The sequence below is a fragment of the Cellulomonas gelida genome, from assembly GCF_006538725.1.
GTDB lineage: Bacteria > Actinomycetota > Actinomycetes > Actinomycetales > Cellulomonadaceae > Cellulomonas > Cellulomonas gelida.
The window spans coordinates 31,470-45,777 of sequence record NZ_BJLQ01000022.1; the positions used below are offsets into that span (position 1 = coordinate 31,470).

The following is a 14,308-nucleotide window of genomic DNA, read 5'->3' on the forward strand; positions in this document are numbered from 1 at the left end:
TGCGCTCGGGCGAGTCTATAGGGGCCTCCGGAGGGTGTCTGCGAAGGCTTACCTCACCTCGTCCGACGAGCCCGCGTACGCCTGATGAACAGCGGGAATCGGACACCGTCGAGGCGTGCCGCAGGCACCGCCTCAGGCCGGTCGTGTCCCCCGGTGCAGAGCGACGATGCCGCCGGACAGGTTCCGGAACGCCACGCTCGTCCACCCTGCGCGCTTGATGGTCACGCCCAGCGCGCGCTGGTCCGGCCAGTCCTTGATGGACTCGGCCAGGTAGGCGTAGGCCGCCGAGTCCGAGTCCTTCGCCACCGCGCGCGCGACCTTCGGCAGCGCCTGCGTGAGGTAGCCGGTGTAGACCGCGCGGAACGGCGCGAACGTCGGCGTCGAGAACTCGCAGACCACGAGCCGCCCGCCCGGCTTGGTCACGCGCAGCATCTCCGCGAGCGCGGCCGGGACGTCCGGCACGTTGCGCAGCCCGAACGAGATCGTGACCGCGTCGAACGACTCGTCGGCGAACGGCAGGTGCAGCGCGTCGCCCGCGACGAACGGCAGGTCGGGCCGGCGCCGCTTGCCGACCGACAGCATCCCCTCGGACAGGTCGCACGGGACGACGAGCACGCCCGCGTCGGCGAGCGGCTCCGACGAGGTGCCCGTCCCGGCTGCGAGGTCGAGCACGGTCTCGCCCCGCTGCGCGCCCAGCGCCGCGAGCGTGGCCCTGCGCCACTGCCGGTCCTGGCCCATCGAGAGCACGTCGTTCGTCCGGTCGTAACGCTGCGCGACGGAGTCGAACATCGCTGCGACCTCGTCGGGCTGCTTGTCCAGGTTCGCTCGCGCCATGGGCCCATCGTGCCAGCCCGGACGCGCTCGGCACGACGTCCCCGGCCGCAGGGCCCGGCGCGTGGCGCGGACCATCGCGCACGCGGGCCTACCCTGGTCGGTGATGAGCACGCTGACCTCCGCCCCTGCGGAGCGACTCCCCCACCCCCTCGTCGTGCGGACCGTCGCGCTCGACCTCGCGGGCGCTCCGTCGTCCGACGCGACGGACGGGACGCTCCCCGAGGCCGACCCGACGGACCTGCTGGACCTGCTGCCCGCCCCGGGCGCCGAGACGGCCGACGGTGCCGCCCCGCTCGCGTGGGTGCGCCGCGGCGACGGGCTGGTCGGCTGGGGCGAGGTGCTGCGGTTCGAGGTCGGCGGCCCCGGTCGGTTCGCCGACGCCGAGCGCGCGTGGCATGAGCTGCTCGCGCACGCGGTCGTGCGCGACGAGGTCCAGGTGCCGGGTACCGGGCCGGTCGCGTTCGGGTCGTTCGCGTTCGACGAGCGCTCGGCGGCCGGCGGCGTCGTCGTCGTGCCGCGGGTCGTGGTGGGCCGACGAGGCGGGCGCGCGTGGCTCACGACCATGACCGTGGGCGCCGCGCTCGGGCCCGTGCCGGACCTCGACGAGCTCGCCGGCGTGCGCGTGCCCCCGGCCTCCCCCGGCGCCGTGACGTACACCGACGGCGCGGTCACCGCGGACGGCTGGCGCGACGTCGTCGCCGCCGGGATCGCGGCGGTGCGCGACGGCGAGGTCGACAAGGTCGTCCTCGCGCGCGACGTCGAGGCGCGCACCGAGCACCCGCTGGACGCGCGATGGGCGCTGCAGCGCCTCGCGCACGGCTACCCCTCGTGCTGGACGTTCAGCGTCGACGGCATGCTGGGCGCGACGCCCGAGCTGCTCGTCCGCTCCGAGAAGGGCCTCGTGACCTCGCGCGTGCTCGCCGGGACGATCCGCCGCACGGGCGACGACGCCGCGGACCTCGCCCGCGCGGCGATCCTCGCGCACTCGTCCAAGGACCTCGAGGAGCACGAGTACGCGGTCCGCTCCGTGGCCCACGCGCTCGAGCCGTTCTGCTCGTCGACCAACGTGCCCGACGTGCCGTTCGTGCTGCACCTGCCGAACGTGCTGCACCTCGCGTCCGACGTCACGGGCGTGCTCGGCGGCGAGGCGCACGCGCACCCGTCGTCGCTCGCGCTCGCCGCTGCCCTGCACCCCACCGCCGCCGTGTGCGGCACGCCCACGCAGGCGGCTGCGACGCTCATCCGACGCATCGAGGGCATGGACCGGGCGCGGTACGCGGGACCGGTCGGCTGGTTCGGTGCCGACGGCGACGGCGAGTGGGGCATCGCGCTGCGCTCGGCCCAGACGTCGCCCGACGACCCGCACCGCGTGCGGCTGTTCGCGGGCTGCGGGATCGTCGCCGCGTCCGACCCGGCCGCCGAGCTCGCCGAGTCCGAGGCGAAGCTCGTCCCCATGCGTACCGCCATCAGCTCCGACTGACCGGTTCCACGAGAACGCCGCGCGCCGCCGCGCGCCGCTGCGCGTCCGCCGACGTCCCCGGACAGCACGAGGCCCGGCCGGTCGGCTGTCCGCCGATCCGACCGGGCCCGGGCGCGGGACCCTGTCACCGGGTGGGGTCCCGCGCGGTCTCGGCGCGGGCCAGGGGGAGCCCTGCCGAGAGCTCAGCTCAGGCTCGACTCAGCCCTGGTTCTGCTGGAGCCACTCCCACAGCTCCTCGGGCGTCATGTTCTGCAGGTCGGGGACCTGGCCGCCGCGCTGCGGGCCGCCCTGGTCGCCCTGCTGGTCCTGGCCCTGGCCGTTCTGGCCCTGCTGGTCCTGACCCTGGCCGTCCTGACCCTGCCCGTTCTGGCCCTGCCCGTCCTGACCCTGGCCGGGCTGCGAGCTGGTCGTGTCCTCCTTGGTCGCGAGCGTGACCTCGACGTCGATCGCCTTGTCGTCGCGCACGACGGTCAGCGTGACCTTGTCACCCGACGCGTGCGCCCGGACGAATGCGGTCAGCGACTCGGCGCCGCCCACGGCGTCGCCGTCGATCCCGACGACCACGTCGCCCACCTGGAGCCCGGCGTCCGCCGCAGGCGAGCCCTCGTTGACCTGCTTGACGACCGCACCGGCGCGCGTCACGCCGTCGGCGGTCGCGGTGCCGTCGTCGAGCCCGACACCCAGGAACGCGTGCTGCGCGGTGCCGTTCTCGATGAGCTGCCCCGCGACGTTCTTGACGAGGTCGACGGGGATCGCGAAGCCGAGCCCGATCGAGCCCGACTGCTGCGACGTCGTCGCGATCGACGAGTTGATGCCGATCACGCGGCCCTGCGCGTCGAACAGCGGGCCACCGGAGTTGCCGGGGTTGACCGACGCGTCGACCTGGATCGCGTTCGTCACGGTGGTCTGCGACCCGGACTCGTCCTGGGTCGAGACCGGGCGGTCCACGGCCGAGACGATGCCCGTGGTCACGGTGTTCTGCAGCCCGAGCGGGTTGCCGACCGCCATGACCGCCTGACCCACGCGCACGCCCTCGGAGGTGCCGAGCGCGGCGGCCTCGAGGTCCTTCGGCGGGTCGACGAGCTTGATCACGGCGAGGTCGGTCGTCGGGTCGGTGCCGACGACGTCGGCGGTGAAGATGCGGCCGTCCGTGAGGGTGACCTGGACCTTGTCGTCCTGCGCGCCCGCCACCACGTGGTTGTTGGTGACGATGTGGCCCGCGTCGTCGATCACGACGCCCGAGCCGAGCGCGGTGCCGGACTGGCTCGTCGTCTGGATCGCGACGACCGACGCCTGGACGGCTGCGGCCACGGCCTGCCAGTCGGGTGAGTCGTCGGTCGAGCCCGAGACCGGGACGGCGTCGTTCGCGCTCTGGCCGAGCTGGGCGAACGAGCTCGAGCCGTTCGAGGTGCCGGTTGCGGCGGCGTCGCGGTCGAGCGCGGACGTCACGCCGAGCGTCGCGGCGGCGGCGACGAGCGCGGCGGCCGCGGCGGCGGTCACGGGGATCCAGACGCGGCCGCGGCGCTGCGCGCGGGCCGGGTCGGCGCCCGGCGCCGGGGGCTCGGTCGGCTGCGCGCCGATCGCCCACGGGTTCGGGCCGGGCTGCTGGGGTGCCGCGGGCTGGGGCGCCACGGGCTGGGGCCCGGCGTAGAGCGGCGCGTAGCCGGGCTGCACCGCGGGCGCGGGCGCCTGCGCTGCCGGGATCGCGGCGGTCGGCGTCACGGGTGCGTGCGTCGGGTACGCCTGCGTCGGCTGCGTCGGCTGCGCCTGCACCGGCGCGGTGTGCTCCGACGCGGCCGTCCCGGGCGTCGCCTCGTCCTGCGAGGCGTTCTGAGGCGCGGTCGGCGGCGCGGGGACCGGGGGCAGCGGCTGGGTGGGCTCTGCCTGCGGGTGGTTCTCAGGTGTCGGGGTCGTCATGGTGCGAGCTCCTCCTCGGGTCGAGCTCCATGGAACGACGTCCGTCTGGGCGCAGGCTTGCGTGAACCTGTGAGTTCGCTGGAAGTTCCGTGCGCGCCCCCGGAGCGCGGGGCGATGCCTCAGGCGTCGAGCACGCGCGCGGCCGCGGCGGCGACCGTGCGGGCCAGCAGCTGCGTCTGCGCGCGTCGGCCGGTGCGGTCGACCCGCACCTCGACGACGCTCACGCCACGACCGGGCGCGGCGAGCGCGGGCAGCAACCCGTCGACCTCGACGACGCGCGTGTGCCGCACGCCGTACCCCGCGCACAGCGCCGCGAGGTCGGCTCCGTGCGGCGTGGCGAAGACCCGCTCGAACACCGCGGCGCGGTGCGGCTCACCGTGCTCGAGCGTCGCGAAGATCGACCCGCCGTCGTCGTTCGCGACGACGATCTGCAGGTCGACCGCGGGCTCCCCCGGCCCGCGCAGCAGGCCGCCCGCGTCGTGCAGGAACGTGAGGTCGCCGACCAGCGCGCGCACGCGGCGCCTCGGCAGCCCGAGCGCGATGCCCGTGGCGGTGGACAGCGTGCCATCGATCCCGGCGAGGCCCCGGTTGGCCAGGACGAGCGGCGGGGTGTCCCAGCGCGCCACGAGGTCGAGGTCGCGCACCGGGTTCGACGAGCCGACGACGACCACGTCCTGCGGTGTGCTCGCAGCTGCGAGCGCGCGTGCGAGCACAGGTCCGGTGACGCGCGCTCCCGTGCGTGAGCGGCGGCCACGGACCGCCTCGGGGCCTTCGTCGAGCACCGCGTCGATCGCGGCGCGCGCGGCCTCGTCGGCGGCGCGCCACGACTCGAGCCAGCCCGCGGGGCCGGGCATGCGGCCCTGACGCATGCGCGCGGGCGCCTCGAGCAGCACCTGGTCGGCCGAGCGCGTCGCGTCGAACCAGTCCGCGCCGCGCGGCGCGAGCACGATCACCTCGACGTCGGCGCGCCCGAGCAGCTCGAGCACGGGCCGCGACAGCGTGGGGCGGCCGAGCACGACGACGCGCCGCACGCGGCCGCCGAGCCGCGGGTCGGCGAGCAGCAGGCGGTAGGCGCTGATCGCGCACGGACCGCCGCGGGCGCCCGAGGACGGCTCGGCGAGCAGCGGCCACGCGTTGACCTCGGCGATGCGGCGTGCCGCGGCCCCGGCGCCGTCCCCCGCGACCACGACGGTCGGGACGCCCCCGAGCCGGCCCGGGCCTCGACGCGTCGTCCGCTCGGGACCGTCCGCCTGGTCGCCGGTGCGGGTCGAGACGCCGCCCGCGGCCTGGACGACCGCGGGGATCGCGCCCGTCGTCGTCGGGACCACCGGGACCGGGCGCGACTGCACGTGCGTGAGGCCCTCGGACGAGGGTGCGGGCCACGCCTCGTCACCCGGCACGAGCGGGTCCCGGAACGCGAGGTCGAGGTGGACCGGGCCGGGGTCGCCGGTACGCGCGCCCGTCGCGGCCGCGACGGCGCGCGACGCGACGCGGCGCAGGTCGCGCGCCTCGTGCGGCAGGCCGACGGGCGCGGGCAGGTCGACCGCGAGCCGGACCGCCGAGCCGAACATGCCCACCTGGTCGGTGGTCTGGTTCGCGCCCGTGCCGCGCAGCTCGTGCGGCCGGTCCGCGGTGAGCACGACGAGCGGCAGACCGCTGTGGTGGGCCTCGAGGACCGCGGGGTGCAGGTTGGCGGTCGCGGTGCCCGAGGTCGTGACCACCGCGACCGGGCGCGCGGTCGTCGGGCCGTCGTCCGCGTGCGCGGACGCCTTGGCGAGCCCGAGCGCGAGGAACGCGGCGGCGCGCTCGTCGACGCGCACGTGCAGGCGCAGCGCGGGCGCGTGGGCCGGGCGCTCGTCGTCGTGTGCCGCGGCGTCCGCGAGCGCGTACGCGAGGGGTGCACTGCGCGAGCCGGGTGCGAGCACGACGTCCTCGACGCCGAGCGCCGCGAGCGCCTGCACCAGCACGCGCGCGGCCGCGACCGCGGGCGATCCCGGAGCGTCGGCCGTCGTCACGCGGGACATCATGCCTGGTCCCGGGTGTCGGCGAGGCCACGGACCGCGGCCGTGCGGGCCCGCCAGCGCGCGGCGAGCGCGTCCTCGGCCGCGGCAGCGGCCAGGAGCGCCGGGTCCGGCTCGGGGCGTCGCACGGGCAGCGCGCCGTCGACGGGCAGCAGCGGGTCGGTCACGAGGTCGGCGGTGAGGAGCTGCGCCGTGGCCAGCCCGCACGCGTACGGCAGCTCGGGCAGCGCGGCCGCGAGCGCGACGCCGGCCGCGAGCCCCACCGAGGACTCGAGCGCCGACGACACGACGACCGGGAGCCCGATCCGCTCGGCGAGCTCGAGGCACGCGCGCACGCCGCCGAGCGGCTGCACCTTGAGCACGACGACGTCCGCGGCGTGCGCCCGCGCCACCGCGAGCGGGTCGGCCGCGCGGCGGATCGACTCGTCGGCCGCGATCGGCACGTGCGTGCGGCGCCGCAGCGCTGCGAGGTCGTCGACCGTGGGCACGGGCTGCTCGGCGTACTCGAGGCCACCCGCCGCACGGTCCAGCACGACGAGCCGGCGCACCGCCTCGTCGACGTCCCACGCTGCGTTCGCGTCCACCCGGATCGCCCCTCCGGGGCCCAGCGCGTCACGCACGGCCTCGAGGCGCGCGATCTCGTCGGACACGTCCTGCCCGCGCTCGGCGACCTTGACCTTCGCGGTCCGGCAGCCGCCCGACGCCAGCACGATCCGGCGAGCGGTGGGCCCGTCGACGGCGGGGACGGTCACGTTGACGGGCACACGGTCACGGACCGGGACGGGCCAGCCGAGCTCGGCGGCCTCGTGCGCGGCGCGCCACCAGGCTGCGGACTCCTCGTCGTCGTACTCCCAGAACGGCGAGAACTCCGCCCATCCGGCGTCACCGCGGACCAGCACGCCGTCGCGCGAGGTCAGGCCGCGGAACCGGGTGCGCATCGGCACCGACCACACCACGACGTCGGGGGCAAGCATCGGTCCAGGTTACGGGCCGCGCACGGCTCGTTAGGGTGAGCGACGTGAGCCCCGAGCACCGCGCACCCGTCCCCACCCGCGTCTCCGACACGTTCGACCCCCAGCGCTGGCGCGTGGTCGACGGCTTCGAGGGGCTCACGGACCTCACGTACCACCGCGGCGTGGACCGGTCCGGGCCGACCTCGCGCGACCTGCCCGTCGTGCGCGTCGCGTTCGACCGTCCCGAGGTCCGCAACGCGTTCCGCCCGCACACGGTCGACGAGCTGTACCGCGTGCTCGACCACGCGCGCATGACCTCCGACGTGGGCACCGTCCTGCTCACGGGCAACGGCCCGAGCCCCAAGGACGGCGTGTGGGCGTTCTGCTCGGGCGGGGACCAGCGCATCCGCGGGCGCGACGGCTACCGCTACGCCGAGGGCGAGACCGCCGAGGCGATCGACCCCGCGCGCGCCGGGCGGCTGCACATCCTCGAGGTGCAACGCCTCATGCGGACCATGCCCAAGGTCGTCGTCGCGCTCGTGAACGGCTGGGCCGCGGGCGGCGGGCACTCGCTGCACGTCGTCGCGGACCTGACGATCGCGTCCCGCGAGCACGCGCGGTTCATGCAGACCGACGCGAACGTCGGCTCGTTCGACGGCGGCTACGGCTCGGCGCTGCTCGCGCGCCAGGTGGGGCAGAAGCGCGCGCGGGAGATCTTCTTCCTCGCCCGCGAGTACTCGGCCGACGAGGCGCACGCGTGGGGCGCGGTCAACGACGTCGTCACGCACGACGAGATCGAGGACGCGGGCCTGGAGTACGCCCGGATCATCGCGACCAAGTCGCCGCAGGCCATCCGGATGTTGAAGTTCGCGTTCAACCTGGCCGACGACGGCCTCGCGGGTCAGCAGGTGTTCGCCGGGGAGGCGACGCGCCTGGCCTACATGACGGACGAGGCGGTCGAGGGGCGCGACGCGTTCCTGCAGCGGCGGGACCCCGACTGGTCGGGCTTCCCGTACGCGTACTGAGGTCGCGCGTCGTCGCAGCCGGAGGGACGGCCCGGCTCAGCTGCCGGCCGCGAACCAGGCCATGACGTCGACGACCTGTGCCACGACGAACGCGGCGCCGACGACGAGAGCGAGCAGGACGACCCCCGCCGCGACGACCGCGCCTGCGGAGGCGACGTCGTGCTCGACGAGTTCGTGGGCGGATTCCGTGGTCATGCACCCAGGTTCGCGTCCGGGCACCGGCCGGCGCGTCGGCCGCCGGGACCGTCCTGCCGGGCCGGTGGACCGACCGCGGGCGGGTGCACGAAGGCCGGGCCTCCACCCGAGGGTGGACGGCCCGGCCGACGCGGGGTGGACCTAGCTGATCGTGAGCGACCCGGAGCCCTTCGGCACGAGCTCGACCCACGTGTTGCCGGGGGCGAGCAGCGCCTCGGTGCCGTCCGGCAGGTACAGCCGCATCGGGTCGGCCGGGTCGGCCTTCTTCCAGGTCACCGCGATGGTCTTGCCGCCGGTGGCGAGGGTGCCCTCGCCCTCCGTCTTGAGCTTGTACGTCGGCACCAGGGCACCGCCCTGCGCCTTGAACTTGGTGTCGGGGTGCTCGGCGACGATCGAGACGACGTTGACGGCCGAGAGCCGGTCGCCGCTCGCCGCCATCGCGGGCGTGGAGCCCTCCGACCGCAGCCACGTGCCGCTGCCCGCATCCCACGACCAGCTCGGGCTCGACGCCGCCGAGAGGCGGAACGCCAGGGTGCCGGCCGCCGTGCCGCTGACGACCGCCGTCGCCTGGTCGGCCGAGCGCGCGAAGCCGAACTGCTCCGCGGGCGAGTTCTGGTGGTTGGCGTCCGCGAGGCTCCACAGCGTCGCCATGTCGCCGTACACGTTGTGCGGTGCGGGGCGCGCGCTCGAGCGCGACATGCCCTTGACGCCCGCGTCGTTGCTCAGGAGCTGCAGCCCGGAGTCCTTGGCCACCTGGACGATGCCGGGCTGACCGCCGGAGAACGCGAGCATCGCGTTGAGCGGGGCCAGGATCGTCGGGTCCATGGGGCGGACCGAGCGGATCGGGCCGACCGACTTCGGGACCTGCGAGTGGTACACCGCGACGAACCGCGACACCTGGAACTCGACGATCGTCTCCCAGACGACGTCGGCCTGCTCCAGGCCGGTCTGCGGGCGCGCGGCCGACGTGTTCTCGACCTTGACGCCGATCGCCGGGCGGTTGACGGGCTCTCCCTCGACCGGCATGCCGGTGAGCGGCCACGTCGGCGCGACGGACGGCGTCGGGACGGGCTGCTTGTCGGCGTCGATCGTCGGCTGCTCGGTCACCGGCGTGGGTGGCTGCTGCGGCTCGGCGGAGCTGCAGGCGGCGGTGAAGGTCAGCGCGAGCGCGCCGATCAGGCCGAGTACGCGCACGCGGTTCGTGCGCGGACGTCGGATGGACGTGGGCGTCATCGGTGTCTCCCCCCGGGGTCAGCGGGACCAAGGGTGCCACGGACGGCCGTGCGCGCGTGCATCCCACCACGTCCGTTCGCGTTCCTCACCCGTGTTCCGCACATCACGTCCGGTCCGTGCCGTTCGGCCGACGAGGGTGCGCGACCTAGGCTGGGCGCGTGACCCGGCCGCTGCATGACGTCGCTGCGCGTGCCGACCTCCTGCTCGACCTGCTGGGAGCCGCGCTCGACGGGACGGGTCCCGCGCTGCGCGTCGTGCCCGGCACACCCACTCCACCCGCCGGCGGACCGGCCGGCACGCCGACGGGCGAGGTCGCGGACGACGTCGCGCTCGTCGTCGCGACGTCCGGCTCGACGGGCGAGCCGCGCGAGGCCCTCCTGACCGCGACGGCGCTGCGCGCCTCGGGGCGGGCGACCGAGCGCCGCACCTCGGGGCCCGGCCGGTGGCTGCTCGCGCTGCCCGTCGACCACGTCGCCGGCCTGCAGGTGCTGGTGCGGTCCGTGCTCGCGGGGACGCGCCCGGTGGCCGTGCCCGACGGCCCGTTCACGCCCGAGGCCTTCACGGCGGCCGTCGGCGCCCTCGACGAGGCGGACCCCGCAGCGCCGGTCGACGTGCCGCGGTACACCTCGCTGGTCCCGACGCAGCTCGTCCGTCTCCTGGACGACGCCACCGCGACCGCCGCGGCACGCACGTTCGACGCGATCCTGCTCGGCGGCGCCGCGGCGCCCGCCGCCCTGCTCGCCCGTGCCCGCGAGGCGGGCCTGCGCGTGGTCACCACGTACGGCATGACCGAGACGTGCGGCGGCTGCGTGTACGACGGCGAGCCCCTCGACGGCGTCCGGGTCCTGCTCGACGACGACGGTCGCGTGCTGCTCGGCGGCGACGTCCTGACCGCGGGCTACCGCGACCGCCCCGACCTCGACGCGACGACGTTCGTCGAGCGGGACGGCACCCGGTTCCTGCGCACGAGCGACCTCGGGCGCCTCGACGACGGCCGGCTCACGGTGCTCGGGCGCGCCGACGACGTCGTGGTCACGGGTGGCGTGAACGTCGCGCCCGCGGCCGTCGAGGCGGCGCTCGTGACGCTGCCCGGCATCGCCGACGCGCTCGTCGTGGGCGTCCCCGACGACGAGTGGGGCCAGTGCGTCGCGTGCCTCGTCGTGCTCGACCCGGGCACCCCCGCACCCGCGCTCGACGACGTGCGCGCGCACGTGACCCGCACCCTCGGCGCGCCGCACGCGCCGCGCCACCTGATCGTCGTCGACGCGCTGCCGCTGCGCGGTCCGGGCAAACCCGACCGTCGCACCGCCCGCGCGCTCGTCGAGGCCCGCCTCCACCCCACCTCACCCGGGAGCGCCGCGTGACCACACCGCAGGAATGGGTCGCCGGAGCGCGACCCCGCACGCTGCCCGCCGCGGCTGCACCCGTGCTCGTCGGCACCGGCGCCGCCGCACAGCTCGATGCCGCGCACGTCGGACGCGGGCTGCTCGCGCTCGGCGTCGCGCTCGCGCTGCAGGTCGGCGTCAACTACGCCAACGACTACTCCGACGGGATCCGGGGTACGGATCTCGAACGCGTCGGGCCCATGCGGCTCACCGCGTCCGGCGCGGCCCGCCCCTCAGACGTGCGCAACGCGGCGTTCGTCGCGTTCGGCGTCGCCGCGCTGCTCGGACTGTGGCTCGTCGCCGCGTCCGGCACGTGGTGGCTGCTCGCCGTCGGCGCGCTCGCCATCGCGGCCGCGTGGGGCTACACGGGCGGGCGCAAGCCCTACGGGTACCTCGGGCTCGGCGAGGTCGGCGTCTTCACGTTCTTCGGGCTGGTCGCCGTGCTCGGCACCACCTACACGCAGGCCGGGCGCCTGTCGTGGGTCGCCTGGGTCGGGGCCGTGGCCGTGGGGCTGCTCGCGTGCGCGCTGCTCATGGTCAACAACCTGCGCGACATCCCGACCGACGTGCTCGCCGGCAAGCGCACCCTCGCGGTGCGCCTCGGCGACCGGCGGGCGCGGTGGAGCTACGCCGGGCTGGTCGTCGTGCCCGTGCTGCTCGGGATCGTGTGCGCGTTCGCCGCGCCGTGGGCGCTCATGGTGAGCGTGCTGCTCGCGCCGGCCGGGGTGCTCGCGGTGATCGTGCTGCTCGGTGCGCACGGTCGTGCGCTCGTGCCCGTGCTGGCCGGCACGGGGATGCTCGAGCTCGCATTCGGCGTGCTGCTGGGGCTCGGCCTGTCGTTCTGACGCGTCAGGCGCGGGTCTCGTCGTCCCGCGCGCTCCCGGCCACCTGCTCGTCGGGAGCACGCTCGGCGGGCGCGTGCTCGTCGGCAGCCTGCTCGTCGGTCGGCGCCTGGTCGTCGTGGGGAGCGGCCGCGTCGACGATCGCGTCCTCGTAGCTCGCGTCCTCGTCGGCGGCGGTGCGGCGACGCGTCCCGGCCCGCGCGGCCGAGCGCTGCTCGACCCACGCCGCCGCGGCGCGGCCCTGCCGTGCGAGCAGCACGTACGACAGCGCCCACGCGACGAACATCCCCCCGATCGGCGCGAGCCACGAGCGCATCCCGATGAACCACAGCGCGGTCGTCGCGACCGCGAACAGCGCGAGGCGCAGGACGGTGTAGATGACGGCGGGCACGCACCCAGCGTAGGCGGGCCGCGTGCCCGCACGGGCCAGTCGCGGCCCCGTCCGGGGCGATCTCGGCCACACCCGCGGCCCGGCCGCCCCCGGCAGCAGATAGCCTGCCGGGATGAGGTACCTGGGGACGTTGCTGCTGATCGGCCTGGTCGTCTACTGCGTGATCGACATCGTGCGCAGCGAGGACGACGAGCGACTCGGCGTGCACCCCGCGCTCTGGGTGCTGCTCGTGGTGCTGTTCCCGCTCATCGGCGGGGTCGTGTGGCTGGCCGTGAGCCGGACGCGCCGCGCCAACGTGCGTCCGCAGGAGGCCGCCGGGCACGCGACCTCCGGTCCGGTCGCGCCCGACGACGACCCCGAGTTCCTGTGGCGTCTCGAGCAGGAACGCCGCCGCCGCGAGGCCCGCGGCACCGACGACGAGCCCCGCGACTCCACGGGCCCCGCCACCGGCTGACCCCGCGCACGAGCGGGCGCTCACTGCCGCTCGCCCCCTGTGGACGACCAGCCCGGCGTGTCGGTGCATCTCGGTACGATTCGTACATGCGTTCGACGCTCTGCGCCTCCGATGCCCCCGTGGCGACGGTGACCGAGGCTGCCACCGCTGCCACGGCGCACGCCTCTCCCGCACCCCGTGAGCACACCGTCGACGTCACGAGCGCGGTCGCCTCGCTGGTCGACCTCGCGCGGTCCCTGCTCGCCCCGGCACGTGACGGCGCGAGGTGGACGAGCTCGCGCCGGCAGTCGGTGATCACAGGGATCGACGACACGGTGGCCGCACTGACGGCCGCACGAGCCCACCTCCTGCACGCCGAGCAGCGCGCCGGCGGCTGGTCCGGGCGCGGGGACCGCGACTTCGCCTCGTGGCGGGGCCGGGTCACGCGCGGCGGAGCGCCAGCCGCGTCCGCGGAGGTCCGCGCCGCCGACGTGCTCGCGTCGATGCCGGCCGTCGAGCACGGGCTCGCGAGTCGTTCGCTCTCCCAGCGACACGTCGACGTGCTGGCCCGCACCGCCGCCACGGCATCACCGGCGGTCGCCGCGGCGCTCGCCCAGCCCGAGGAGCAGCAGGCGCTCGTGGCGCTCGGGCGTCGGCTCGACGGGCGCGACTTCGCGCGTGCCGTCGACCGGTGGGCGGCCGCCGTCGATCCCGTGGCTCTGGAGCGGGACCACGCCGCCCAGCGCGAGCGCAGGCACCTGCACGTGACCGACACGCCGGGCGGGACGCAGGTGCGCGGCCTGCTCGACCTGCGCGCGGGTCACCGCCTGCGCCTGGCGCTCGAGGCCGCGAGCCCACGGCCGACCACGGACGACGAGCGCACGGTCGAGCAGCGCCGCGCAGACGCGCTCGCCGCGATCGCGGAGCACACGCTGTCCTCGCCCGGCTCCCCTTCCGCGGCGGCCGTCGCTCCTCACGTCTCCGTCGTGCTCACGGAGGACACCTGGACCGCCCTCTCCCGCGGCCTGCACCAGGGCGGTTCCAGCTCACCCGCCCAGAGCACGGGCGAGGCCGCGGTCGGTCCGGCCGGGCTCGCCCCGGCGGAGGTGCTCGCCGAGCGCCTACGCGGGGTCGCGCCACCCGCCGACGAGGAAGGCATCCCCATCCCGGTCAGCGAGGTCGCCCGGCTCTTGTGCGACTGCGAGCTGACGCGCGTCGTCGTCGACGCTGCCGGGCGGCCGGTCGACGTGGGGCGCGGCCAGCGTCTGTACTCCGGGTACCTCCGCCGGGCGGTGATCGCCCGTGATCGAGGCTGCGTGTGGGCGGGATGCGGCGCGCGCGCCCGGTGGTGCGAGGTCCACCACGTGCGCTGGTGGGACAGGGACGGCGGCGAGACGTCGGTGGAGAACGGAGCGCTGCTGTGCAGCTTCCACCATCACGAGGTCCACCGCCGCGACCTGGTGGTCAGCCGCTCACCCGGCGCAGTGCCGGGCGCGATCCGCCAGGTCTCGTACACGGTCCGGACGCGACACGGTGCCGTCGTCGCCTCCGACCTCGTCGAGCACCCCGACCGTCCGCCGTGAGCACCGGCCGGGGGTC

At 75.8% G+C, this 14,308-nt stretch carries 13 protein-coding genes; 6 read left to right on the forward strand and 7 right to left on the reverse strand.

All coding sequences use genetic code 11. The annotated features are described in order from the left end of the window. Positions 1 to 132: 132 nt before the first annotated feature. A complete protein-coding gene (locus CGE01nite_RS10850; protein ID WP_048341904.1) occupies positions 133 to 834 on the reverse strand; it encodes a demethylmenaquinone methyltransferase in 702 nt (233 codons plus the stop codon). A 103-nt stretch (positions 835 to 937) separates the two neighbouring features. On the opposite strand from CGE01nite_RS10850, the gene CGE01nite_RS10855 reads away from it, so the two are divergent. Next, entirely contained in the window at positions 938 to 2,314 is a 1,377-nt protein-coding gene (locus tag CGE01nite_RS10855; protein WP_141370890.1) for an isochorismate synthase, read from the forward strand. A 198-nt stretch (positions 2,315 to 2,512) separates the two neighbouring features. Here CGE01nite_RS10855 and CGE01nite_RS10860 read toward each other — a convergent pair whose 3' ends face one another. From CGE01nite_RS10860 to CGE01nite_RS10870, 3 genes are all read right to left on the reverse strand, one after another. After that, a complete protein-coding gene (locus CGE01nite_RS10860) occupies positions 2,513 to 4,231 on the reverse strand; it encodes a S1C family serine protease (protein WP_141370892.1) in 1,719 nt (572 codons plus the stop codon). Positions 4,232 to 4,350: 119 nt separating this feature from the next. Beyond that, entirely contained in the window at positions 4,351 to 6,255 is a 1,905-nt protein-coding gene (gene menD, locus CGE01nite_RS10865; RefSeq protein ID WP_371857581.1) for a 2-succinyl-5-enolpyruvyl-6-hydroxy-3-cyclohexene-1-carboxylic-acid synthase, read from the reverse strand. Beyond that, positions 6,255 to 7,226, reverse strand: a complete 972-nt coding sequence (locus CGE01nite_RS10870; protein WP_141370896.1) for an o-succinylbenzoate synthase — start codon at positions 7,224 to 7,226, stop codon at positions 6,255 to 6,257. The genes menD and CGE01nite_RS10870 overlap by 1 nt, the downstream gene beginning before the upstream one ends. Before the next feature lie 44 nt (positions 7,227 to 7,270). Between CGE01nite_RS10870 and CGE01nite_RS10875 the strand changes: the two genes are divergently transcribed. Then, the gene (locus CGE01nite_RS10875) at positions 7,271 to 8,230 is read left to right on the forward strand and encodes a 1,4-dihydroxy-2-naphthoyl-CoA synthase (RefSeq protein ID WP_369796550.1); all 960 of its coding nucleotides are present in this window, start codon (positions 7,271 to 7,273) and stop codon (positions 8,228 to 8,230) included. Positions 8,231 to 8,266: 36 nt separating this feature from the next. On the opposite strand, the gene CGE01nite_RS16980 is transcribed toward CGE01nite_RS10875, so the two are convergent. Both CGE01nite_RS16980 and CGE01nite_RS10880 read right to left on the reverse strand, forming a co-directional pair. Next, positions 8,267 to 8,425 (reverse strand): hypothetical protein, encoded by a 159-nt coding sequence (locus tag CGE01nite_RS16980; protein WP_170210946.1) that lies wholly within the window; start codon positions 8,423 to 8,425, stop codon positions 8,267 to 8,269. Between the two features lie 141 nt (positions 8,426 to 8,566). Beyond that, complete coding sequence (locus CGE01nite_RS10880; protein WP_048343180.1) at positions 8,567 to 9,658, reverse strand: DUF3048 domain-containing protein; 1,092 nt, start codon at positions 9,656 to 9,658, stop codon at positions 8,567 to 8,569. A gap of 158 nt (positions 9,659 to 9,816) precedes the next feature. On the opposite strand from CGE01nite_RS10880, the gene menE reads away from it, so the two are divergent. Next, a complete protein-coding gene (menE, locus tag CGE01nite_RS10885; RefSeq protein ID WP_141370898.1) occupies positions 9,817 to 11,022 on the forward strand; it encodes an o-succinylbenzoate--CoA ligase in 1,206 nt (401 codons plus the stop codon). Continuing rightward, positions 11,019 to 11,888 carry a 1,4-dihydroxy-2-naphthoate polyprenyltransferase gene (locus CGE01nite_RS10890; RefSeq protein WP_048343179.1) on the forward strand — a complete coding sequence of 290 codons (870 nt, stop codon included), beginning with the start codon at positions 11,019 to 11,021 and terminating at the stop codon, positions 11,886 to 11,888. The genes menE and CGE01nite_RS10890 overlap by 4 nt, the downstream gene beginning before the upstream one ends. Positions 11,889 to 11,892: 4 nt before the next feature. On the opposite strand, the gene CGE01nite_RS10895 is transcribed toward CGE01nite_RS10890, so the two are convergent. After that, complete coding sequence (locus CGE01nite_RS10895) at positions 11,893 to 12,276, reverse strand: DUF4229 domain-containing protein (RefSeq protein ID WP_141370899.1); 384 nt, start codon at positions 12,274 to 12,276, stop codon at positions 11,893 to 11,895. A 112-nt stretch (positions 12,277 to 12,388) separates the two neighbouring features. Between CGE01nite_RS10895 and CGE01nite_RS10900 the strand changes: the two genes are divergently transcribed. Both CGE01nite_RS10900 and CGE01nite_RS10905 read left to right on the forward strand, forming a co-directional pair. Further along, a complete protein-coding gene (locus CGE01nite_RS10900) occupies positions 12,389 to 12,730 on the forward strand; it encodes a PLD nuclease N-terminal domain-containing protein (protein ID WP_141370901.1) in 342 nt (113 codons plus the stop codon). A gap of 86 nt (positions 12,731 to 12,816) precedes the next feature. Next, positions 12,817 to 14,292, forward strand: coding sequence for an HNH endonuclease signature motif containing protein (locus CGE01nite_RS10905; protein WP_141370903.1), 1,476 nt, complete (start codon positions 12,817 to 12,819; stop codon positions 14,290 to 14,292). Positions 14,293 to 14,308 lie beyond the last annotated feature (16 nt).

Coding starts and splice junctions, on each gene's coding strand:
- CGE01nite_RS10900 (WP_141370901.1), top strand. CDS start 12,389: ATGAGGTACCTGGGGACGTTGCTGCTGATCGGCCTGGTCGTCTACTGC.
- CGE01nite_RS10870 (WP_141370896.1), bottom strand. CDS start 7,226: ATGCTTGCCCCCGACGTCGTGGTGTGGTCGGTGCCGATGCGCACCCGG.
- CGE01nite_RS10850 (WP_048341904.1), bottom strand. CDS start 834: ATGGCGCGAGCGAACCTGGACAAGCAGCCCGACGAGGTCGCAGCGATG.
- CGE01nite_RS10880 (WP_048343180.1), bottom strand. CDS start 9,658: ATGACGCCCACGTCCATCCGACGTCCGCGCACGAACCGCGTGCGCGTA.
- CGE01nite_RS10855 (WP_141370890.1), top strand. CDS start 938: ATGAGCACGCTGACCTCCGCCCCTGCGGAGCGACTCCCCCACCCCCTC.
- menD (WP_371857581.1), bottom strand. CDS start 6,255: ATGTCCCGCGTGACGACGGCCGACGCTCCGGGATCGCCCGCGGTCGCG.
- CGE01nite_RS16980 (WP_170210946.1), bottom strand. CDS start 8,425: ATGACCACGGAATCCGCCCACGAACTCGTCGAGCACGACGTCGCCTCC.
- CGE01nite_RS10905 (WP_141370903.1), top strand. CDS start 12,817: ATGCGTTCGACGCTCTGCGCCTCCGATGCCCCCGTGGCGACGGTGACC.
- CGE01nite_RS10860 (WP_141370892.1), bottom strand. CDS start 4,231: ATGACGACCCCGACACCTGAGAACCACCCGCAGGCAGAGCCCACCCAG.